We start from the raw sequence: 20784 nt of genomic DNA on the forward strand, positions 1-20784 counted from the left end.
GGTGGGGTCGGCACCCCGCGGGTCGCGGAGTTCGCGTGCGCGGAGCTCGGCGCGCGGCTGCAGATCAGTCCCTGGTCCGCGCGGCGGCTGGTCGCCGACGCCCTCGACGTGCGGCACCGGCTGCCGCTGACCTGGGCCCAGGTCACCGGCCGGCGGGCCCGGGTCTCGCACGCCCGCCGGGTCGCGGCCGCCACCCGGCACCTCTCGGCCGACGCGGCCGCCCACGTCGATGCGGCGATGGTCGAGCACCTGGACGGCTCGCTGTCCTGGGGCCGCTTCGAGGCCCGGCTGGCCGGCAAGGTGGTGGCCGCCGACCCCGCGACCGCGGCGGCCCGCGAGGACGCCGCCACCACCGAGCAGTTCGCCCACCGGACCCGGTCCAGCGAGCACGGCACCGCCGGGTTCTACCTCCGCTCCACGGTCGGGGTGATCGCCCGGCTGGAGGCCACCGTGGCGTTCCTGGCCGACGCGCTGGCCGCGTTCGGGGACCGCGACACCGAGGACCTGCGCCGGGTCAAGGCCGTCGCGCTGCTGGCCAACCCGGTCCGCGCCGTGGAGCTGCTCGCCGCCTTCGCCGCGCTCCGCGCCGCCACCCTCGACGTCCCGCTCCCCGACCCGGAACCCGAGCCGGAGCCCGACCTGGACCCCGGTGGCAACGAAGCCGGACACGAAGACCGGGCTAGCGACGCGTTGGCCCGGATGGACGCGTTCGCCCGCCGGGTCGGGTTCACCCCGCACCGGCTGCCCGCCTGGCTGACCCCGACGCCACCGACATCGCCTCCCCGGCCATCCGGCAGTGCCCCACCACCCGATCCACCCGACCCAACAACCGGCCCGGACCCCGATCCGCCCGATCCACCGGGACCGGAGTTCCGGTTCGACTGGTCCCGGCTGCTGCCCGCCCTGACCCTCTACCTGCACCTGTCCGCCGACGACCTGGCCACCGGCCAGGGTGGGGTGGTGCGCTGGGAGGGCGAGGGACCGGTCACCCACGCCTTCGTGCACCAGCACCTACGCCCACTGCACGACTACGTCATCAAACCGGTCCTGGACCTCGCCCAGCAGGCCCCGGTGGACGCCTACGAGCTGCCCGACCGGCTCCGCGAAGCCGTCCGGCTGCTCTACCCCACCGACGTGTTCCCCTACGCCTGCGCCCCCCAGCGCGCGCCTCGACCTCGACCACACCGTGCCCTACGACGCGACCCGCACCGGCGGACCCGAAAAGCAGTGGGCCACCCGGATCGGCAACCTCGGCCCGCTGACCCGCACCCACCACCGGATCAAGACCCACGGCCACTGGACCCTGCGCCAACCGTTCCCCGGCATCTACCTGTGGCGCGACCCGCACGGCCTGCTCTACCTCCAGGACCACACCGGCACCCACCCCGTCGGCACCGCCCGCACCCACGACCCCGACCTCGACCTCTACCCCACCGACCTCCTCATCGAGACCGACCTCGGGCAACAGGCCTAGGGCCGGTCGGCCTGCTCCGGGCCGGCCGGGTGTCGCGGGCGGCCGGCGATCCCCACCGGCGTCGCGTGCGTCTCGAGGTACGCCGTGACCAGCGCGATGCCCTCGTCGATGACGTGCGGGTCGCCGGTGAGCGAGTCCTCGAAGGCGATCTGCAGGATCCGGTCGGCGACCTCGACGGCCAGCTCGGCGTACAGCCCGTCCGAGCCCTCCACGACCATCCCCGCCGAGCGGGCCACGTGGAACAGGTCGCGCGCCATCCGGCGGTTGTGCTCGCGGCAGTAGCCCGCGACGGCGGCGTTGGTGCGGCCCCGGAACCAGATCACCACGAACGGCGGACGTCGGTGGTAGACCTTCACGAATGCGCGCATCGTGGCCTCGACCAGGTCGCGGACGCTCATCGTGGCGAGTGCCGCGATGTCCTCGGCGAGCTGGACCTGCAGGTCCGCGACGTCCCGCTCCACGAGCGCGAGGAGGACGGCCTCCTTGTCGGCGAAGTACTGGTAGAGCGAGGCGACCGGCAGGCCCGCCCCGGTGGCGACGGCGCGGGTCGTGACGGCCTCGACGCCGTCGGCGACGACGATCTCGCCGGCGACCTCGAGGATCCGCTCCACCCGGTCGCGGCTGCGCACCTGCTGCGGGACGCGTCGCTTCCATGGCGTCAGGCTAACCGGCCGCGTCCCGCGGGGTCGGCCGTCCGAGTGCGCCGCAGCGCACCCGGTCACCGCGCGGCGGCGACCAGCTCGACGAGCCGGGCGGAGAAGGCGGGGAGGTCGTCGGGGTTGCGGCTGGTGACGAGGTTCCCGTCGACGACGACCTCCTCGTCGACCCAGGTGCCGCCGGCGTTGCGGATGTCGGTCCGCAGGCTCGGCCAGGAGGTGAGCGTGCGGCCGGCCAGGACGTCCGCCTCGATCAGCGTCCAGGGGGGCGTGGCAGATGGCCGCGACCGGCTTGCCGCTGGCCACGAAGTCCCGCACGAACGCGACGGCCTTCTCGTCGGTGCGCAGGGCGTCCGGGTTCGCCACCCCGCCGGGCAGCACCAGCGCGTCGTACGACGCCACGTCGGCCCCGGACACCGTCTCGTCGACGTCGAACGTGTCCGCCTTGTCGAGGTGGTTGAAGGCCTGCACGGTGCCGCTCTCGGGGGAGAGCAGCCGCGGCGTCCCCCCGGCCTCCTGCACGGCCTTCCACGGCTCGGTCAGCTCCACCTGCTCGATCCCCTCGGCGGCCACCAGGAACGCGATGGTCCGGCCCTGCAACGTCTGCTCGCTCATGTCGTCTCCTCGCTCGGTGATGGCTGTCACCCGCGCGGTAACCCGGCGTCACGTGACCAAACCTGTTTTGCGCCTGTCAGCACGGGTACACGGTCCGACGGAGAGGGAGTGGTGGAGTGGTCTCGACGGGAGCGGACGCGCGCGCCCAGATCCGCGAGAACCTGCGTGACCCGGTCAGGTGGACCGAGGTCCTGCAGCTGGTCAAGACCGTGGCGGCGGCCGTCCTGGCGTGGGTGCTGGCGTCGCAGGTGTTCGCGCTGCCGCAGGCGTTCCTGGCACCCTGGGCGGCGCTGCTGGTCGTGCACGCGACGGTCTACCGGACCTTCTCGCGCGGCCTGCGGCAGGTCGCCGGAGCGGTCCTCGGGGTGCTGCTCGCCTGGGTGGTCGGCAACTACCTCGGGCTGACCACGTTCGCGGTCTCGACTCTGCTCGTGGTCGGCCTGCTGGCCGGAAGCGTGCGGTGGTTCCGGGACGAGAGCACCGCCGTCGCCGCGACCGGGCTGATCGTGCTGACCACGGGCTTCAGCACCCACGACCAGGTCCTCCTGGACCGGCTGTTCGACACCGCGATCGGGATCGTGGTGGGGCTCGCGGTCAACATGGTCGTCTGGCCGCCGCTGCGCGACTACTCCTCGGCCAAGGCCATCGACGCCGTCGACGACACCGTCGGGGAGCTGCTCAGCGACATCGCCCGCGAGCTGCGCGAGAAGCGCTGCACCGAGGACGACGTCCGCGGCTGGGTGGCCCGCACCCGGACGCTCGACCAGGACATCGAGCGGGCCTGGGCGCTGCTGCGCCAGGCCAAGGAGAGCGGCCGGCTCAACCCGCGGCGCGCGGCGCAGTCGGTGAAGAAGACCGACGTGTTCGAGGAGCTCCTGGAGCTCAACGAGCAGGCGGTCGCCGAGCTGCGCAGCATGGCCCGCACCCTCGGGCACGGGATCGACAGCCTCGTCGAGTGGGAGCCCGCGTTCCGGGACCGCTGGCTGGCGCTGCTCGCCGAGGCGGGGGAGGCCATCGGCGTGCCGGACTCCGCGCGCGTGGCCCAGGTGCGCGCCGACCTCAACCGGCTCGCGCACGAGCTGAGCACCGAGGAGCTCTCCGGGCTGCACTGGCCGGAGTACGGCGCCCTGATCATGAACCTGCGCAACATCGTGGCGTCGATGGTCCGCGTCGCGGAGCAGAACCCGGTGGTGCTGCCCCGCTACGCCCGACGGGACCGGCTGCTGCGCAGCTCGATCCCCCGTCGGCACCCCGTCAGGGGATGACCAGCTGGTCCTTGGCCAGGGCGACGACGCCCCCGTCACTGACCGTGGAAGCCGCGCCGCCGGTCCTCCTCGACGTCGACCCCGATCACCATCCCGTCGGGGACGATCACGTTCTTGTCCAGGATCGCGTTGCGGACGATCGCCCCGCGACCGATCGTGACGTTGTCGAAGATGACGCTGCGCTCGACCTTCGCGCCCGCTCCGACGTACACGTTGCTGCCGATCACCGAGCTGTCGACGTTGGCGCCGGACACGATGGAGCCGCCGCAGACGATCGTGTCGCGGGCGAACGCGTTCTCGACGAACTTGGCGCCGGGCAGCTGCGGGTGCGAGGTGAAGATCGGCCAGTCGGTGTTGTAGAGGTTGAAGATCGGCTCGACGGAGACCAGGTCGAGGTGCGCCTCGTGGTAGGAGTCGAGCGTTCCCACGTCGCGCCAGTAGTCCCGGTCGCGGTCGGTCGCGCCGGGCACGACGTTGTCCTTGAAGTCGTAGACGCAGGCCTTCTGCTGCCCGACGAGCATCGGGATGATGTCGCCGCCCATGTCGTGCCGGGAGTTCGGGTCGGCCGCGTCCTTCTCCAACGCGTCGACCAGGACGTCGGTGGAGAACACGTAGTTGCCCATCGAGGCGAACACCTCGTCGGGGGAGTCCGCGAGCCCGGGCGGGTCGGCCGGCTTCTCCAGGAACTCCTCGATCGTGAGCCCGTCGGCCGCGGCCTTGATCACGCCGAACTGGTAGGCCTCCTTGCGCGGCACCCGGATGCCCGCGACGGTGACGCCGGCGCCGGACTCGACGTGCGCCCGGACCATCTGCGAGGCGTCCATCCGGTAGACGTGGTCCGCGCCGAACACCACGATGATGTCCGGGTGCGCGTCGTTGATCAGGTTCATCGACTGGTAGATCGCGTCGGCGCTGCCGAGGTACCACTGCGGGCCGCGCCGCTGCTGGGCCGGCACCGGGGTGACGAAGTTGCCGAGCAGCGTCGACATCCGCCAGGTCACCGAGATGTGCCGGTCGAGCGAGTGCGACTTGTACTGCGTCAGCACGGCGCACTGCAGGTAGCCGGCATTGACCAGGTTCGACAGCGCGAAGTCGATCAGCCGGTAGCTGCCGCCGAACGGCACCGCGGGCTTGGCCCGGTCCAGAGTCAACGGCATCAGCCGCTTGCCTTCGCCGCCCGCCAGGACGATCCCCAACACCTTCGGCATGTGCAGTGCTCCTGTCCGCCCTTGGAACCTGGAACTTCCGTGTTCGGCTCGACCCTAGGGCCTTGCCGGTCGCACGCACTAGATTGCGGCCATGCGAGCAGCCATCCTGACCCGAGAGTTCCCGCCCGACGTGTACGGCGGCGCCGGCGTGCACGTCGACTTCCTCGTCCGGGAGCTCCGCAAGCTCATCGACGTCGACGTGCACTGCATGGGCGAGCCGCGCGACGGCGCCACCGCGCACACCGAGAAGGAGGAGCGGCTCGCCGGCGCGAACGCGGCCCTCCAGGTGCTGTCCACCGACGTGGCGATGACCGCGGGGATCGGGGCCGCCGGCTCGGTCGACGTCGTGCACTCGCACACGTGGTACGCCAACATGGCCGGGCACTGGGCCAAGCTGCTCTACGACGTCCCGCACGTCGTCACCGCGCACAGCCTGGAGCCGCAACGGCCTTGGAAGGCCGAGCAGCTCGGCGGCGGCTACCGGATCAGCTCCTGGGCGGAGCGCACCGCCTACGAGGCGGCCGACGCCGTGGTGGCGGTCAGCAACGGCATGAAGGCCGACATCCTCGCGTCGTACCCCGCGCTCGACCCGGGCAAGCTGCACGTCGTCTACAACGGCATCGACACCGACTTCTACCGGCCCGACCCGGACACCTCCGTGCTGGAGCGGATCGGGGTCGACCTGACCCGGCCGTACGTCGCCTTCGTCGGGCGGATCACCCGGCAGAAGGGCGTGCCGCACCTGCTGCGCGCCGGCCTCGCCTTCGACCGCGACCTGCAGATCGTGCTGCTGGCCGGTGCGGCCGACACCCCGGAGCTCAAGGCCGAGACGGACGCGCTGATCGCCGACCTGCGGGCCGAGCGCGACGGGGTGTTCGTGGTGTCCGAGATGCTGCCGCGCGACCAGGTCCGCCAGGTGCTCACCGGCGCGCTGGCGTTCCTGTGCCCCTCGGTCTACGAGCCGCTCGGCATCGTCAACCTCGAGGCGATGGCGTGCGAGACGGCCGTCGTGGCCAGCAACGTGGGCGGCATCCCCGAGGTCGTCGTCGACGGCGAGACCGGGGTGGTCGTGGCCTACGACGCCGACGACGCGAAGGGTTTCGAGCGGGGCATCGCCGAGGGGGTGAACCGGCTCGCGGCCGACCCGGAGCTGGCCGCTCGGTTCGGCCGGGCGGGCCGGGAGCGGGCGGTGTCGTCCTTCGCCTGGGACGCGATCGCCGAGCAGACGGTGCGGCTGTACGAGTCGCTGCGCTGATCCGGCGGTCTGGACCACTCCGTCCTGCCAGACGGGGTGAGAAGTGCGGATCGTCCGCTGACCGGACGCTCGGCGCGGAGATTTAACGGCCGGTCCGGTCGTCCGGCTTGCCGTTATCAGTCCGTTACCCGACACTGAGGCGGTCAGGGCGACGCCGCGATGCACCGTTCGCGCGTCGTCGACCCGGGTCCGGGGGGACCTCAGACCGCGAAAGGTCCTCGTATGAGGGTGGCTGTCACCGGCGCCACGGGCGTCATCGGCTCTGTCGTCGTGCCCTTCCTGGTCTCCTCCGGCCACGACGTGGTCGGCCTCGCCCGCACGCCGGAGAAGGCCCGCTTCCTGGAGGCGCTGGGTGCCTCGGCGGCCCGCACCACCCTGTTCGACGGCGACGGCCTGGCCGCGATGTTCGACGGCGCCGACGCGGTCTGCAACCTGGCCACGCACATCCCGATCGGGCTGTCCGGCCTGCGGCCCGGGGCGTGGCGGGTCAACGACCGGCTGCGCACCGAGGGCGTACGTCGCGTGGTGGAGGCCGCGCGCGAGGCGGGCGTCCGCCGGGTCGTGCAGGAGAGCGTCTCGTTCCTCTACGCCGACCAGGGCGACGAGTGGGTCGCGGAGGACTCCCCGCTCGCGATCACCCGGGCCACCGAGCCGGCGTCGGTGGGGGAGTCGCACGTCCAGGAGTACGCCTGCGGCTCGCGCACCGGCGTCGTGCTGCGGCTGGGCACGATCATCGGCGACGACCCGATGACCCGCTTCCAACTGCGCTCCCTCCGGCACGGACGCCCGATCGGCCTCGGCTCGCCGGAGGGCTGGGCGCACGTCGTGCACACCGACGACCTCGCCGGGGCGGTGCTCGCCGCGCTGAGCGCGCCGAGCGGGGTCTACAACGTCGGCGCCGAGCCGGTCCGCCGCTTCGAGATGGTCGCCGGTTTCGCGGCGCACGCCGGGCGCGAGAGCATCGACTTCCATGGGACCCCTGCTGCACCGCGTCGGCGGTGCCCGCCTCGAGCCGTTGGCCCGGTCGCTGCGCGTGAGCTCGGACCACTTCACCGCCTCGACGGGGTGGAGCCCGCAGCGCGCCAAGTTCGACTCGACCTGGTTCGACTCCGCGAGACCCAGCGAGACGCTGCGATGAGCCCGACGCCCGACCCCGACGAGCGGCCGGTCCCGGCCACCCCCGAGCTGTCGGAGGCGGAACGGCGCCGGCGTCGTGCGCTGGTGTTCGGGGACGTGCTGCCGGACAGCACCCGCGACGAGCGCGGCGACGAGGGTGAGGGCGAGCCGCGCGAGGGCAGCGACGAGTGGTTCCGCCGTCAGGTCCCCCCCGCACCACGGCTGAGCCGTCCTACTCGCGGGCGATCCGGGCGAGGTCCGCGGTCAGGTCCATCACGAGCTCGACGGTGTGCAGCACGCCCAGCACCACCGCCACCAGGACCGTCGACCCCACCCGGAGCCAGACCTCCTCCTCGGTCAGCCCGGTCCCGTCGGCCACGGCACGGACGATCTGGTGGGTACGGCTGGTCGGGCTCACGGTGTCGCCTCCGGGACGGGCGGATGGTCGCCGACCACCCTCTCCCGCCCGGGCCGGCCCCACCTCACCCCCTGCGGACGACCCGCCAGAGTCGCCGGGTGGGCGGGAGGTTGACGCGGACGCGGAGGCTGCCGAGAGTGGAGACATGATCCGTCTTCTCTCTCACATGCCGGCCGGCGTGCTCGGGCTGGAGGCGGTCGACGACGTGGAGAAGGAGGACTACGAGAACGTCGTCGTCCCCGCGATCGAGGCGGCCGTCGCGGAGCACGGCAAGGTCCGCCTCGTCTACGTCCTCGGGCCGGAGTTCGACGACTACGAGGGCGAGGCCGTCTGGGAGGACCTCAAGCTCGGCGCGCGGCACCCGACGGCGTTCGAGCGGATGGCCGTCGTGACCGATGCGCGCTGGGCCGGGCCGGCGATCAAGGTGCTCAGCCTGCTGTGGCCGGGGCAGGCGCGCGCGTTCCCGTTCGCCGACCTGGAGGCCGCGAAGCGCTGGGCCGCCGAGGACGCCGGCTGACCCGGCGTGCCCGCTACGGGTTCGCCCAGTCCTCGCGGAGCCGCCTGCACAGCGCCCAGATCACCGCGACGTCCACGGCGATGATGGTCAGCGCCCACAGCGGGTAGTAGGGCATGAACAGGAACTGGGTGAGCGCCGACAGCGCGGCCAGGAAGATGCCGGTGAAGAACGCCCAGGACTGGCCCGCGACGATCGCGATGCCGGTCGCCACGGCGAGCGCGCCGACCACGAGGTGGAACCACCCCCACACGGTCAGGTCGAACTCGTAGACGTACTGCGGCGTGGACGCGTAGACCTTGTCCTTGCGGACGGCGGAGACCCCTTCGAAGAACTGGAAGAGCCCCGCGGTGGCCAGGATGATCCCGCCGAAGAGCGAGACCCCGTGGGCCAGCCCGCTGCGGGCGAGGATGTCGTCGTCGGTGCTTGCCATGGCGGTCCCCTTCGCTGCCGGCTCCCGACGCTAGGGGCGGTGGGGCGGCCCCGTCATCATCCGGGTCGGACGAGACCTGGGCGGCCGGTGGCGGGTCAGTCCCAGCCGGTGAGGGTCGAGGAGCTGCTGGCGCAGAACACCAGGCCCTCGGGGTCCTCCAGCACCGCCCACGTGTCCGGGTTCGCCAGCGTGTCCGGGTCCTGGCGGAACTCGACCAGGCGCGCCCCGAGCCCGGTCAGGCGGTCCACCTCGTCGGTGAGGGGTCCGTCGGTGACCACGTCCAGGTGGAGGCGGTTCTTCTGGGTCCGGGGCTCGGGGACCTTCATGGAAGTAGAGAGGAGCAGCCAGCCCGGCCGGGTCGCGCACCAGGAACTCCTCGGTGTTGCGCTCGACCACCTCGTAGGACAGCACCTGGGACCAGAACCCCGCCTGCCGGCCCGGCTCGGCGCAGTCCACGACGACCGCGAGCAGCGATGCCGACACGACGCCCACCTCCTGGCTGTCAGATGCCCCCCCTCACGCCATGCTGCCACCGCGGACCCGGGCCCGGAAGCCTGTCCCGCTCGCCTGCACGCGGGGCCGGAACAGCAGCAGCGTCACCGCGGACAGCCAGACCAGCGCGAGCAGCAGCGCGGTCAGCACGTCGGTCAGGTGGTGGGCGCCCTGGTACATCCGGGCGGCCATCGTGAGGACCGGGACGAGCGCGAGGAGCAGGGTGGCCGGGCGCGACACCCGGGTGAACGTCCAGAGCAGGAGCAGCAGCGTCCACACCACGGCCGTCGACGTCATCGTGTGACCGGACGGGAAGCTGTGGTCCGGCACCAGCCCCTTGTCGAGGATCTCGACGGGCGGCCGGTCCCGCGGGTCGAGCTGGGTCGCGACGAGGTAGACGCCGAGCAGGCCGCCGTACCCGACGGCGACGAAGGCGAACGGCACCCAGGTCCGGCGCCACAGCGAGAAGCCGACGCCGAGCAGCAGCAGCGCGACGATGCCCGCGAGGGTGTCCCCGAGGAAGGTGCCCACCTCGGCCACCGTGTCGAGCGTCGGGGTGCGCTGGTCGGCGAACCAGCGAGCGAGGTCGTTCTCCCGGACGCCGACCGAGCCGGCCAGCGGGCCGGTGAGCAGCCGGCCGACGCCGACCACGGCGGCGCACAGCACCAGCCAGCAGGCGGCGAGCAGACCGGCCGTGCGTGCGGTGGAGGGCGCGGAGCGGTTCAGCTGAGACCGCCCCCGCCCCGGACGTTCGTGCTGCCGGCGCGACCGGCGAGCAGGTCGCGGATCTCGGTCAGCAGCGCGATGTCGGGTGCCGGGGGAGTGGGCTCCTCGCCCCTCGACATCCGCTCCTGCAGCTTGTTGTAGGGCGTCACGACCAGGAAGTAGACGACCGCGGCCATGATCAGGAACGAGATCACGGCGGTCAGCCAGGCGCCGATCGAGATGCCGCCGGGGCTGTAGCTGGAGAAGTCCGGGGTGCCGCCCACCTTGCCGACGAGGTCCATGATCAGCGCGACGGTGGCGGTGACCACGGTGGCGAACGCCGCGCCGATGACGAACGCGACGGCGAGCTCCACCAGGTTGCCGCGCATCACGAAGTCCTTGAAACCCTTGAGCATGACTGTCTCCTCCGAGAAGGCCGAGGGGCTGGCTGGTGCGGACAGGCAGCACGCTAGCGGGTCAGCACCACCGACAGGAATGCCGTGACCGAGGCCTGTGCGACGGTTGGGGCGGTGAGGTCCGGAACGCCGAGCACGACGAGCGCGCCCGAGGTGAGGCCGGGGGACTCCGGCCCGGCCCGCGGGATCGCCAGCACCGGTGCGTCCCGCCCCACGAGGCGTGCCGCCGAGTCGGACTGCGGGTCCGCCGCGAGCAGGTCGACGCGGTCCCCGACCCGCAGCAGGCGTACGGCGGCCGGGTCGCCGATCCGCACCGGGACCGCGACCAGCCCCGGGTAGCCGGCGAGCAGCGACCGGGTCACCAGCCGGGCGTCGGTGACCGCCTCGCCCGCGCGCACCGGCCCGGTCGTCGTACGCCCGACGGCTGCCGCGGCCGGGAGCACGCCCGCGGGCACGCTGCCCGGGTCGAACGGGGTCCGGACCAGGTCACCGGACCGCACCACCGTGCCGGCAGGGAGGTCGCGCGCCGCGGTCAGCACGAGGGTGCGGGGCGGGGGAGGCGCCGCGTTGGCCTGCAGGGCCGCGGCCACCGCGACCGCCGCGCACAGCGCCGTGAGGGGACGGCGGTGGGTGAGCGCGACGCGACGCAGGCGGCGCAACGAGGCCGGGAGACGGGGCATCGACCCAGGCTAGGAGCCCCGCCGGGACCGCGTCGGCCGTCGTCCACAGGGCCCGGGTCGGGTGGGACCGAGGGGTCAGGCGGCGCTGGGGGAGTTGCTGGACGAGGTCGCGGCGGACGTGTCCGACGACTTCTTCGACGACGAGCCGGCCGGGCTCGACTTCTCCGAGGACTTCTCCGATGCGGTGGAGGAGGACGAGTCGCCGCTGCTGCCGGAGTGGTCCGAGGTCGCGGGAGACTTCGGCGCGGAGCCGTTGCCGGCGGACTTGCCGTCGGTGCGGCTGTCGTTGCGGTAGAAGCCGGACCCCTTGAACACCACACCGACGGCGTTGAACACCTTGCGCAGGCGACCCTCGCAGACGGGGCACACGGTGAGTGCGTCGTCGGTGAAGCTCTGGAACTGCTCGAACGAGTGGGTGCACTCGGTGCAGGCGTACTGGTAGGTGGGCACGGGTCCTCCACGGGATGCTCATACGTCGTCCCCGGGGGTCTCGACTGGCACTCCGGGGACTCGACTGCCAAGTATCGCAACGTCGGGACGATTCACAAACTTCCCGGCCGTGCCGCGTGGGGGCGCGGCGGGAGCGGGGGACCGCAACAGGCACAATTGCCGCCGTGCCCGACACCCCCGCAGCGACGCCCGCTCCCTCCTCGACGGCGGCGCCGCGACGTGGCTTCCGGGCCTGGCCGCGCTGGAGCCGCTGGTCGGCGTACGGCGTCCTGGCGGTCGTCCTGCTCCTGGTGGCCGCGCTCGTCGCGGGCGTCGTGGTGGTCCGCCAGTCCTTCCCGCAGACCTCCGGCGACCTGTCGCTGCAGGGCCTGGACGGCACCGTCAAGGTGCTCCGCGACGACCACGGCATCCCGCAGGTCTACGCCGGGACCAGCCACGACCTGTTCTACGCGCAGGGGTTCGTGCAGGCCCAGGACCGGTTCTTCGAGATGGACGTCCGCCGGCACACGACCGCCGGACGGCTCTCGGAGATGTTCGGCGAGGCCACCCTCGAGACGGACAAGACGATCCGGACCATGGGGTGGCGCCGGGTCGCGGAGCAGGAGCTGTCCCGGCTCCAGCCGGCGACGCTGGCCTACCTGCAGGCCTACAGCAACGGCGTGAACGCCTACCTGCACCGGCACTCGCCCTCGGAGATCTCGCTGGAGTACACCGTGCTCGGGCTGAAGAACTCCGACTACCAGATCGAGGACTGGACGCCGGCGGACTCCGTCGCGTGGCTCAAGGCGATGGCGTGGGACCTGCGCGGCAACATGGACGACGAGATCGAGCGCGGCCTGATGTCGGCGACCCGGACGCCGGCGGAGATCGCCGAGCTGTTCCCGCCCTACCCCTACGACCGGCACCGCCCGATCGTCGACCAGGGCGCGGTCGTGGACAAGGTGTTCGAGCAGGACGCCACCCGCGGCGGCACTCGCAAGCCGTCCCGCCCACCCGTCTCGAGGGCGGCCGAGGGCGCCCTGGAGCGGGTGCACCGGGCGGTGCGCGACCTGCCGGCCCTGCTCGGCAAGGGCGACGGGCTCGGCTCGAACGCGTGGGTCGTGGACGGCGACCACTCCACGACCGGCGAGCCGATCCTGGCCAACGACCCGCACCTCGGGGTCTCGATGCCGGGCATCTGGTACCAGATGGGCCTGCACTGCACGACGCTCACCGACGACTGCCCCTTCGACGTCTCCGGGTTCACCTTCTCCGGCCTGCCGGGCGTGGTCATCGGCCACAACCAGCAGGTCGCCTGGGGCTTCACCAACCTCGGCCCGGACGTCATCGACCTCTACCTCGAGAAGGTCGAGGGCAGGACCTACCTCTACGACGGCGCGCAGCGCCCGATGCGGATGCGCGACGAGGAGATCAAGGTCCTCGGCCGCTCGAAGCCGTTCCGGTTCACCGTCCGGGCCACCCGGCACGGTCCGCTGCTGTCCGACGTGTCGCCCGAGCTCAGCACCGTGGGCGCGAACGCCCCGGCGGGCGAGGACGCCCCGGACCGCGGCAACGGCTACGCCGTGTCGCTCGCCTGGACCGCGCTCACTCCGGGCAGCACGGCGGACGCGATCTTCGAGATCGACAAGTCGGGCGACTGGGAGCAGTTCCGGGCCGCGGCCGCCGACTTCGCGGTGCCCTCGCAGAACCTCGTCTACGCCGACCGGGCCGGCAACATCGGCTACCAGGCCCCCGGCCGGATCCCGATCCGCAAGTCCGGCAACACCGGTGACTACCCGGCCCTGGGCTGGCTGAAGTCCGACGACTGGACCGGCAGGTACGTCCCGTACGCGGCGCTGCCCAGCGTGCTGAACCCCTCTGACGGGTTCGTCGCGACCGCCAACCAGGCGGTGATCGGGACGGACTACCCCTACTACCTCGGCGACTCGTGGGCGCCGGGCTACCGCAGCCAGCGGATCGCGGACCTCCTGCAGCGCCGCGCCAAGGTCAGCGTCGCGGACATGTCGAGGATCCAGCGGGACACCCGCAACGGGTTCGCGCCCACGTTCGTGCCCTACCTGCTGAAGATCTTCATGCCCTCGGAGTACCTCGCCGGCGGTCAGCGGCTGCTGAACGGCTGGGACTTCAAGCAGGGTCCGGGCTCGGCCGCCGCGGCGTACTACAACGCGGTGTGGAAGAACACCCTCGCGCTGACCTTCCACGACGAGCTCAAGCAGTCGGTCTGGCCCGACGGCGGCGGCCGCTGGTTCGAGGTGATGCGCCGCCTGCTCGCCCAGCCGGACAGCCACTGGTGGGACGACGTCCGCACCGACGGCGTGATCGAGACCCGCGACGACATCCTCGAGAAGGCGATGGCCCAGGCCCGCGACGAGCTGGTCCGGCGGCAGGCCCGGCGCGCCGTCGACTGGACGTGGGGCCACCAGCACCAGCTCGACCTGCGCAGCCCGGCGCTGGGCGGCGACACCGTCCCGGCGCCGGTGCGCTGGCTGTTCAACCGGGGCGGCTACCAGGTCGGCGGCGGCGGCGAGATCGTCGACGCCACCGCGTGGGACGCGGCGGCCGACGACTACACCGTGACCGCGGCGCCGTCGATGCGGATGGTGGTGTCCCTCGCGAACCCGGACGACTCGCGCTGGGTGAACCTCACCGGTGTCTCCGGGCACGCGTTCGACCCGCACTACGCCGACCAGACCAAGCTGTGGGTCGACGGCTCGACGCTGCCCTGGGTGTCCAGCCCGCGGGCCGTCGAGCGGGCCACCGACGCGACGCTGACGCTGCGCCCCGCGAACGACGACTGAGGCTCAGCGCCGGCGCAGCCGGGTCACGCCGGAGGGGTGGCCACGGCCGTCACCGGCCGGTCGTGCGGGGCCGAGGGCACCACGTCGAGCAGCTCGCCGTCGTAGAGCAGCGTGCAGGTGAACGTGCCCACCGGGACCCGGCCCAGGGCCCGGTCGTAGCAGCCGCCGCCCTGTCCCAGGCGCATCCCGGTCCGGTCCACGGCGAGTCCCGGGGTCAGCACCACGTCGGCGGTGGCGACCGCGTCCAGGCCGAGCCGCTCCCCGGTGGGCTCGAGCAGCCCGCGCCGTGCGCGGGCCAGGGCACCCGGTCCGTCGTACACCGCCCACTCGAGGTCGAGGTCGGGCAGCACCACCGGCAGGATCACCCGCCGTCCGCTCGCGGTGAGCGCGTCGAGCAGCGGGCCGGTGCCGGGCTCGGTGCCGATCGAGACGTACGCCGCGACGGTGGCGGCGCGGCGTACCTCCGGGGTGTCGAGCAGGTGCTCGGCGAGGGACCGCGCCGACCGGGACACCTCCAGCAGCGACCGGCGCCCGCGGGCGGTGACGAGCTGGTCCCGCAGGGCGAGCTTCTGGGCGGCGGTGGCTTCCACACCCCGGACGGTACCCACTGGCTCCGCACGCCCCGGGCCGGTCGGTAACCTCGGCGCATGAGCGACGAGGGCCTGCAGCAGGCACGGGCGAAGATGGCGGACGCGGGCGTGGACCCGGTGGCCGTCGACGTCTTCGAGCACTACTACCGGATGGTGGAGAGCGGCGAGACCGGGATGATCCCCGAGTCCACCGTCGAGCCGGTCGACATCCCCGCGCTGGCGGACGCCGACCTGCCCTCCCCGGTGCCAGTCGACGGCCTCGGCCGCACGGTCGTGGTGAAGCTGAACGGCGGCCTGGGCACGTCGATGGGCCTGGACCGGGCCAAGTCGCTGCTCGAGGTGCGCGAGGGCCTGACCTTCCTCGACGTGATCGCCCGGCAGGTGCTCTGGGCCCGCGAGGAGTACGGCGTCCGGCTGCCCCTGGTGTTCATGGACAGCTTCCGCACCTCGGCCGACACCACGCAGGCGCTGGCCGGCTACGACCTCTCGGCGGACGGGCTGCCGCTGGACTTCCTGCAGAACAAGGAGCCCAAGCTCCGCGCCGACGACCTGACCCCGGTCACCTGGGAGCCCGACCCGGACCTCGAGTGGTGCCCGCCGGGCCACGGCGACCTGTACCCCGCGCTGCGCGGCAGCGGCCTGCTCGACCGGCTCATCGAGGCCGGCTACACCCAGGCGTTCGTCTCCAACTCCGACAACCTCGGTGCGACCCCCGACCCGGGCGTGGCCGAGTGGTTCGCCCGCTCCGGCGCCCCGTTCGCCATCGAGGCGGTGCGTCGTACCCCCTCCGACCGCAAGGGCGGCCACTTCGCCCGTCGTACGGCGGACGGCCGGATCGTGCTGCGCGAGACCGCCCAGACCCTCGAGGAGGACCAGGACGCGCTGGCCGACCTGTCCCGCCACAAGTTCTGCTCCACCAACAACCTGTGGTTCGACCTGGTGGCGATGCGCGACGAGCTCGACCGGCGCGACGGCGTGCTCGGGCTCGCGCTGATCAAGAACACCAAGACCGTCGACCCGTCGGACCCCTCGAGCCCCGAGGTGATCCAGATCGAGTCGGCGATGGGCGCGGCCGTCGAGGTGTTCGCCGACGCCCAGCTCATCGAGGTGACCCGGGCCCGCTTCCTGCCGGTGAAGACCACCAACGACCTGCTGGTGCTGCGCTCGGACTGCTACCGCCTCGAGGAGAGCCACCACCTGGTGCTGGAGGACGGCGTCGACGCGGTGCCGTTCGTGGACCTGGACCCGAAGCACTTCAAGCTCGTCGGCGGGTTCGACGCGCGCTTCCCCGACGGCGTGCCGTCGCTGAAGGCCGCCGAGGAGCTCGTCGTCGAGGGCGACTGGACGTTCGGGGCCGGGGTGACGGTGACCGGGCGCGCGCACCTGCAGGGCCCGGGCGGACGCGTCGACGAAGGCGTGACGCTCTCGGGCTAAGGTCGCCCCATGGCTGCCAACCTCATGCCGACCGACCGGCTGAGCACCGTGGACGAGCACGTCGAGCGGATCGTCGAGTCGCTCGTGCCCCTCCACCCCTACGACCAGCCGCTGCTCGAGGCGCTCGGGCTCCCGGTCTGCGAGAGCATCTCCGCGCCGATGGACCTGCCGAGCTTCGACAACTCGGCGATGGACGGGTACGCCGTCTACTACGACGACGTGGTCTCCGCCTCCCTCGACCACCCGGTGCACCTGCCGGTGGTCGGCGAGATGGCCGCGGGACAGACCAAGCACATCGCGCTGTCCCCGGGCACCGCGGTGCGGATCATGACCGGCGCCCCGGTGCCGCAGGGCTCGGACGCGATCGTGCCGATCGAGTGGACCGACGGCGGCATCGCCTCGGTGCGGATCACCCAGGCCCCCCAGCGGGACCAGCACGTCCGGCACCGTGGCGAGGACGTGCAGACCGGCGACGTGCTGCTCGAGGACGGCAGCATCCTCGGCCCCCGCCAGCTCGGCCTGCTCGCCTCGGTCGGCCGCTCCCAGGTGCGCTCGCGGCCCCGCCCGCGGGTCGTGATCATGTCCACCGGTGCGGAGCTGCGCGAGCCGGGTACGGCGCTGGGCCACGACTCGATCTACGACGCGAACTCCTACATGCTCGCCGCCGCGGCCCGCTCCGCCGGTGCGATCGCCTACCGCGTCGGCATCGTCTCCGACGACCCGGGCGAGTTCGGCGACGCGCTCTCCGACCAGCTGGTGCGCGCCGACCTGGTGGTCACCAGCGGCGGCGTGAGCAAGGGCGCCTACGACGTGGTCAAGGAGGTGCTGTCCGAGCTCGGCACGGTCTCCTTCGGCGAGGTCGCGATGCAGCCCGGCAAGCCCCAGGGCTTCGGGTTCGTCGGTGAGGACGCCACCCCGATCATCACGCTGCCGGGCAACCCGGTCTCCTCCTACGTCTCCTTCGAGGTCTTCGTCCTGCCGGCGCTCCGCCGGATGATGGGCCGCCTGCCCTACCGCCGGCCGATGGTCAGAGCCCTGTGCTCGCAGGGGTTCTCCTCCGCGCCGGACCGCGAGCAGTACGTCCGGGCCCAGTTCGGGATCGACGGCAAGGGCGCCCACGTCACTCCGGTCGGCGGGCACGGCTCGCACCTGCTCGGTGACCTGTCCGAGGCGAACGCCCTGATCGTCGTACCCGCCGCGGTCACGTCGGTGCAGGGCGGCAGCCAGGTGCAGGTGCTCGTGCTGGACCGGGACTTCTGATGGCCGAGCAGAGCCGTCTGACGCACGTCGACGAGACCGGCGCTGCCCGGATGGTCGACGTCTCCGACAAGGAGACCTCGCGCCGCCAGGCCGTGGCGACCGGCCGGGTGCTGGTCTCACCGACCGTGGTCGGCCTGCTGCGCGGCGAGGGGGTGCCCAAGGGCGACGCGCTCGGCGTGGCCCGGGTCGCCGGCATCATGGCCGCCAAGCGCACCCCCGACCTCGTCCCGCTGTGCCACCCGCTCGCCATCTCGGGGGTCACCGTCGACCTGGTGGTCACCGACGAGGCCGTGGAGATCACCGCGACCGTGCGCACCACCGACCGCACCGGCGTCGAGATGGAGGCGCTCACGTCGGTCTCGGTCGCCGCGCTGACGGTCGTGGACATGGTCAAGGCCGTGGACAAGGCCGCGGTGATCACCGACATCCGGGTCGAGACCAAGACCGGCGGCAAGAGCGGGGACTGGTCCCGCCCGTGAAGGCCACCGTCGTCTGCGCGTCGAACCGGGCCGCCGCGGGCGTCTACGAGGACACCACCGGCCCCTTGATCGTCGAGTCGCTGGCGGCTCTGGGCTTCGAGGTGACCGGCCCGGTCGTCGTACCCGACGGCGACCCCGTCGGCGCGGCCATCCGGGACGCGGTGGACGCCGGGGCCCGGGCGGTCGTGACCACCGGCGGCACCGGCCTCACCCCCACCGACCTGACCCCCGAGGTGACCCGCCCGCTCCTGGACCGGGAGGTGCCGGGCATCGCCGAGGCGATCCGGGCGTACGGCGCCGCCAAGGGCGTCCCCACCGCCGCGCTGTCCCGCGGCCTCGCCGGCATCCGCGGCAGCGCGCTCGTGGTGAACCTCCCCGGCTCGCGCGGCGGGGTGAAGGACGGCCTCGCGGTCCTGGAGCCGCTGCTGGTGCACGCGGTCGAGCAGATCACCGGGAGCGACCACTGAGCAGGGGGTGGGACAACGCCTGGCGCGTCGAGCTGCGCGCCGGCCGGGTCGGTCTGCGGCCGCTGTCCTCTGCCGACGCGAAGGCCTGGAACGAGGTGCGCCGCCGCAACCTCGACTGGCTGCGGCCCTGGGAGGCGACGGTCCCGCCGGGGGACTCCACCGCGCCGCGCACCTTCCGGGCCCTGGTCCGCGACCTGCGCCGGCAGGCCCGCGAGCACCGGGCGCTGCCGTTCGCGGTGACCGTCGACGACGAGTTCGCCGGGCAGCTGACCGTCACCAACATCGTCGGCGGCTCGGCGCGCTGGGGCCAGGTCGGCTACTGGGTGGACCGCCGGCACGCCGGTCAGGGCGTGATCCCCACCGCGGTCGCGCTGGTCGTCGACTACTGCCTGCTCGAGCTGCACCTGCACCGCATCGAGGTGGCGATCCGGCCGGAGAACACCGCCAGCCTCCGGGTCGTGGAGAAGCTCGGCTTCACCGAGATCGGGTACGCCCCCGGCTACCTGCACATCGACGGCGACTGGCGCGACCACAAGCTGTTCGCGGTCACGTCGGAGGACATCGAGGGCGGGATGCTCCGCCGCTACAAGGGCGACCCCCGCCCCCGCGGTGACGCCGACCCGGGCCGTCGTACGACGGGACGGGTGCTGGGTGCCGGTTTCCGGGACTTTCACATGAGTCACACGAGTTCGCTTGCGACACACCGCCCCGCCTGCGGGAGCAACCGTGCCCACGCTTTTATCGTTCGGGACGTGGACTTGTCAGGAATCATCTTCGTGGTGCTCGCCGTGGCGTGGGCCGTCTACCTGATTCCCAAGGCGCTCCGGCACCACGACGAGGTCGCCCGTACCCGGTCGATCGACCGCTTCTCGACGGCGATGCGCGTGCTCGCCCGCCGCGAGCCGGTCAACCGTCGTGACGCCCGCCTGGTGGTCACCCCGGCCCGGTCGGCCGGCAACCCCCGCGTGCTGGCGCCGACGCGTCCCGCGTCCGCGGACGAGCAGGCCGTGACGGAGGTGACGGTCGTGACCGAGGGGTCCGAGACCCAGGTCGAGATCCGCCCGGCCGTGCCGCGGGCCCGGATCGTCGCCCGTCGCAAGGCCGCCCGGGCCGCGGCCCGTCGCCGCCGCCTGCTGCTCACCGTCCTGCTGCTGTGCACCGCGGCCACCGTGGTCGTGGCCGCCGTCGGGGTGGCGCCCTGGTGGTCCGTCGCGGTCCCCGGCGGCCTCACGCTGGTCTACCTCGTGCTCTGCCGCACCCAGGTCCGCCGCGAGTCGCTGCACGACTTCGACCTGCTCGACCGCCGCCCGGCGCAGGAGGACGAGACCACCCTCGTCCGCGCGGCCCGGGTCGACGTCACGCAGGTCGCCCCGGCCGACGTCGACGAGCACGGCGTCGCGGAGTTCGACGACACCGAGGACACCGTCGGCATCGAGGTCGCCCTGCTCGACGCGATCATCATCCCGACCGAGGACGGCGGCTCGCTCTGGGACCCGCTCCCGGTCACCCTGCCGACGTACGTCACCAAGCCGAAGGCCCGGCGCACGGTCCGCACGATCGACCTCGGCGAGCCCGGCACCTGGACGTCGGGACGCACCGCCGAGGACTCCCGGATCGTCGCCCAGGCCGAGGCCGAGCAGGCCGAGACGAAGGCCGCCGGCGAGGGCGACCAGCAGCGCGCGGTCGGCTCCTGACCGGTTTCGGGTGCCGCTCGACCGGGTGGTATCTTTTCGTCTCGCCGGTCCGACCGGCGTCTCGGGGCTGTGGCGCAGTTGGTAGCGCGTCTCGTTCGCAATGAGAAGGTCAGGGGTTCGAATCCCCTCAGCTCCACCGAGAAGGAAAACCCCGTCCCACCAGCGGTCACACCGCAGGAGGGGCGGGGTTTTTCGCGGTCGCGCACGTCGGCGACGACGCGCGTGGACCCTCGAGGTCGTTCACGCGTCCCTCGCCGGGGATGATGACTCGCCGGTCGGGTCGCCGGAGTGTCGAGGAGCGGGTTCGCAGGACGCGCACACCACTCACCGGGCGCCCGTGCAGCAGTGTGAGGGCGCCGACGACG

At 72.7% G+C, this 20784-nt stretch carries 20 protein-coding genes, 1 tRNA gene and 2 pseudogenes; 12 read left to right on the forward strand and 11 right to left on the reverse strand.

Going from position 1 to position 20784, the window contains the following annotated elements; all coding sequences use genetic code 11:
• Window positions 1-1186: 1186 nt before the first annotated feature.
• Window positions 1187-1474, forward strand: coding sequence for a hypothetical protein (locus KRR39_RS00085; RefSeq protein ID WP_216939837.1), 288 nt, complete (start codon window positions 1187-1189; stop codon window positions 1472-1474).
• Here KRR39_RS00085 and KRR39_RS00090 read toward each other — a convergent pair.
• The 3 genes and pseudogenes from KRR39_RS00090 to KRR39_RS23985 form a co-directional block, all read right to left on the reverse strand.
• A complete protein-coding gene (locus KRR39_RS00090) occupies window positions 1471-2196 on the reverse strand; it encodes a TetR/AcrR family transcriptional regulator (RefSeq protein ID WP_254185791.1) in 726 nt (241 codons plus the stop codon). The genes KRR39_RS00085 and KRR39_RS00090 overlap by 4 nt on opposite strands.
• Window positions 2193-2387 carry a DJ-1/PfpI family protein gene (locus KRR39_RS23980; protein WP_367303768.1) on the reverse strand — a complete coding sequence of 65 codons (195 nt, stop codon included), beginning with the start codon at window positions 2385-2387 and terminating at the stop codon, window positions 2193-2195. The genes KRR39_RS00090 and KRR39_RS23980 overlap by 4 nt, the downstream gene beginning before the upstream one ends.
• A gap of 67 nt (window positions 2388-2454) precedes the next feature.
• A pseudogene (locus KRR39_RS23985) lies at window positions 2455-2745 on the reverse strand (DJ-1/PfpI family protein); the annotation flags it as partial.
• Between the two features lie 116 nt (window positions 2746-2861).
• On the opposite strand from KRR39_RS23985, the gene KRR39_RS00100 reads away from it, so the two are divergent.
• Window positions 2862-4010, forward strand: coding sequence for an FUSC family protein (locus KRR39_RS00100; RefSeq protein ID WP_216939823.1), 1149 nt, complete (start codon window positions 2862-2864; stop codon window positions 4008-4010).
• A gap of 35 nt (window positions 4011-4045) precedes the next feature.
• Here KRR39_RS00100 and glgC read toward each other — a convergent pair whose 3' ends face one another.
• A complete protein-coding gene (gene glgC / locus KRR39_RS00105) occupies window positions 4046-5218 on the reverse strand; it encodes a glucose-1-phosphate adenylyltransferase (protein WP_216939838.1) in 1173 nt (390 codons plus the stop codon).
• Between the two features lie 91 nt (window positions 5219-5309).
• On the opposite strand from glgC, the gene glgA reads away from it, so the two are divergent.
• The 3 genes from glgA to KRR39_RS00120 all read left to right on the forward strand — a co-directional run bounded on the left by glgA (window position 5310) and on the right by KRR39_RS00120 (window position 8524).
• The gene (gene glgA / locus KRR39_RS00110) at window positions 5310-6473 is read left to right on the forward strand and encodes a glycogen synthase (RefSeq protein WP_216939825.1); all 1164 of its coding nucleotides are present in this window, start codon (window positions 5310-5312) and stop codon (window positions 6471-6473) included.
• Window positions 6474-6695: 222 nt separating this feature from the next.
• Window positions 6696-8156 carry an NAD-dependent epimerase/dehydratase family protein gene (locus tag KRR39_RS00115; RefSeq protein WP_216939839.1) on the forward strand — a complete coding sequence of 487 codons (1461 nt, stop codon included), beginning with the start codon at window positions 6696-6698 and terminating at the stop codon, window positions 8154-8156.
• Entirely contained in the window at window positions 8153-8524 is a 372-nt protein-coding gene (locus tag KRR39_RS00120) for a SpoIIAA family protein (protein WP_216939828.1), read from the forward strand. The genes KRR39_RS00115 and KRR39_RS00120 overlap by 4 nt, the downstream gene beginning before the upstream one ends.
• A 13-nt stretch (window positions 8525-8537) precedes the next feature.
• Here the strand turns inward: KRR39_RS00120 and KRR39_RS00125 are convergent, their stop codons facing one another.
• The 6 genes and pseudogenes from KRR39_RS00125 to KRR39_RS00155 form a co-directional block, all read right to left on the reverse strand.
• The gene (locus KRR39_RS00125; RefSeq protein ID WP_216939829.1) at window positions 8538-8954 is read right to left on the reverse strand and encodes a DUF7144 family membrane protein; all 417 of its coding nucleotides are present in this window, start codon (window positions 8952-8954) and stop codon (window positions 8538-8540) included.
• A gap of 95 nt (window positions 8955-9049) precedes the next feature.
• Window positions 9050-9446: pseudogene (locus KRR39_RS25745) on the reverse strand (VOC family protein).
• Window positions 9447-9470: 24 nt separating this feature from the next.
• The gene (locus KRR39_RS00140; RefSeq protein ID WP_216939831.1) at window positions 9471-10112 is read right to left on the reverse strand and encodes a phosphatase PAP2 family protein; all 642 of its coding nucleotides are present in this window, start codon (window positions 10110-10112) and stop codon (window positions 9471-9473) included.
• A gap of 56 nt (window positions 10113-10168) precedes the next feature.
• Complete coding sequence (mscL, locus tag KRR39_RS00145) at window positions 10169-10567, reverse strand: large conductance mechanosensitive channel protein MscL (RefSeq protein WP_216939832.1); 399 nt, start codon at window positions 10565-10567, stop codon at window positions 10169-10171.
• A 53-nt stretch (window positions 10568-10620) separates the two neighbouring features.
• Window positions 10621-11247 (reverse strand): SAF domain-containing protein, encoded by a 627-nt coding sequence (locus tag KRR39_RS00150; RefSeq protein WP_216939833.1) that lies wholly within the window; start codon window positions 11245-11247, stop codon window positions 10621-10623.
• Between the two features lie 75 nt (window positions 11248-11322).
• The gene (locus KRR39_RS00155) at window positions 11323-11697 is read right to left on the reverse strand and encodes an FmdB family zinc ribbon protein (protein WP_216939834.1); all 375 of its coding nucleotides are present in this window, start codon (window positions 11695-11697) and stop codon (window positions 11323-11325) included.
• A 164-nt stretch (window positions 11698-11861) separates the two neighbouring features.
• On the opposite strand from KRR39_RS00155, the gene KRR39_RS00160 reads away from it, so the two are divergent.
• Window positions 11862-14495, forward strand: a complete 2634-nt coding sequence (locus KRR39_RS00160; protein ID WP_254185398.1) for a penicillin acylase family protein — start codon at window positions 11862-11864, stop codon at window positions 14493-14495.
• A 23-nt stretch (window positions 14496-14518) separates the two neighbouring features.
• Here KRR39_RS00160 and KRR39_RS00165 read toward each other — a convergent pair whose 3' ends face one another.
• Window positions 14519-15085 (reverse strand): 5-formyltetrahydrofolate cyclo-ligase, encoded by a 567-nt coding sequence (locus tag KRR39_RS00165; RefSeq protein WP_254185399.1) that lies wholly within the window; start codon window positions 15083-15085, stop codon window positions 14519-14521.
• 57 nt (window positions 15086-15142) lie between these two features.
• Between KRR39_RS00165 and KRR39_RS00170 the strand changes: the two genes are divergently transcribed.
• The 6 genes from KRR39_RS00170 (at window position 15143) to KRR39_RS00195 (ending at window position 20555) form a co-directional block, all read left to right on the forward strand.
• Entirely contained in the window at window positions 15143-16519 is a 1377-nt protein-coding gene (locus KRR39_RS00170; protein WP_216939843.1) for a UTP--glucose-1-phosphate uridylyltransferase, read from the forward strand.
• Window positions 16520-16528: 9 nt separating this feature from the next.
• On the forward strand, window positions 16529-17779 hold the full coding sequence (glp, locus tag KRR39_RS00175) for a molybdotransferase-like divisome protein Glp (RefSeq protein WP_254185400.1): 1251 nt from the start codon (window positions 16529-16531) through the stop codon (window positions 17777-17779).
• Window positions 17779-18258, forward strand: a complete 480-nt coding sequence (moaC, locus tag KRR39_RS00180; RefSeq protein WP_216939844.1) for a cyclic pyranopterin monophosphate synthase MoaC — start codon at window positions 17779-17781, stop codon at window positions 18256-18258. Before glp ends, moaC begins: the two co-directional genes overlap by 1 nt.
• Window positions 18255-18725, forward strand: a complete 471-nt coding sequence (locus KRR39_RS00185) for a MogA/MoaB family molybdenum cofactor biosynthesis protein (RefSeq protein ID WP_216939845.1) — start codon at window positions 18255-18257, stop codon at window positions 18723-18725. The genes moaC and KRR39_RS00185 overlap by 4 nt, the downstream gene beginning before the upstream one ends.
• Before the next feature lie 53 nt (window positions 18726-18778).
• On the forward strand, window positions 18779-20419 hold the full coding sequence (gene sepX, locus KRR39_RS25750; RefSeq protein ID WP_367303769.1) for a divisome protein SepX/GlpR: 1641 nt from the start codon (window positions 18779-18781) through the stop codon (window positions 20417-20419).
• Between the two features lie 63 nt (window positions 20420-20482).
• Window positions 20483-20555: transfer RNA gene (locus KRR39_RS00195), tRNA-Ala, on the forward strand.
• Window positions 20556-20784: the final 229 nt, after the last annotated feature.

The organism is Nocardioides panacis, assembly GCF_019039255.1.
GTDB classification, from domain to species: Bacteria; Actinomycetota; Actinomycetes; order Propionibacteriales; family Nocardioidaceae; genus Nocardioides_B; species Nocardioides_B panacis.

Coding starts and splice junctions, on each gene's coding strand:
- KRR39_RS00125 (WP_216939829.1), bottom strand. CDS start 8,954: ATGGCAAGCACCGACGACGACATCCTCGCCCGCAGCGGGCTGGCCCAC.
- glgA (WP_216939825.1), top strand. CDS start 5,310: ATGCGAGCAGCCATCCTGACCCGAGAGTTCCCGCCCGACGTGTACGGC.
- glgC (WP_216939838.1), bottom strand. CDS start 5,218: ATGCCGAAGGTGTTGGGGATCGTCCTGGCGGGCGGCGAAGGCAAGCGG.
- KRR39_RS00120 (WP_216939828.1), top strand. CDS start 8,153: ATGATCCGTCTTCTCTCTCACATGCCGGCCGGCGTGCTCGGGCTGGAG.
- KRR39_RS00170 (WP_216939843.1), top strand. CDS start 15,143: ATGAGCGACGAGGGCCTGCAGCAGGCACGGGCGAAGATGGCGGACGCG.
- glp (WP_254185400.1), top strand. CDS start 16,529: ATGGCTGCCAACCTCATGCCGACCGACCGGCTGAGCACCGTGGACGAG.
- KRR39_RS00115 (WP_216939839.1), top strand. CDS start 6,696: ATGAGGGTGGCTGTCACCGGCGCCACGGGCGTCATCGGCTCTGTCGTC.
- KRR39_RS00150 (WP_216939833.1), bottom strand. CDS start 11,247: ATGCCCCGTCTCCCGGCCTCGTTGCGCCGCCTGCGTCGCGTCGCGCTC.
- moaC (WP_216939844.1), top strand. CDS start 17,779: ATGGCCGAGCAGAGCCGTCTGACGCACGTCGACGAGACCGGCGCTGCC.
- mscL (WP_216939832.1), bottom strand. CDS start 10,567: ATGCTCAAGGGTTTCAAGGACTTCGTGATGCGCGGCAACCTGGTGGAG.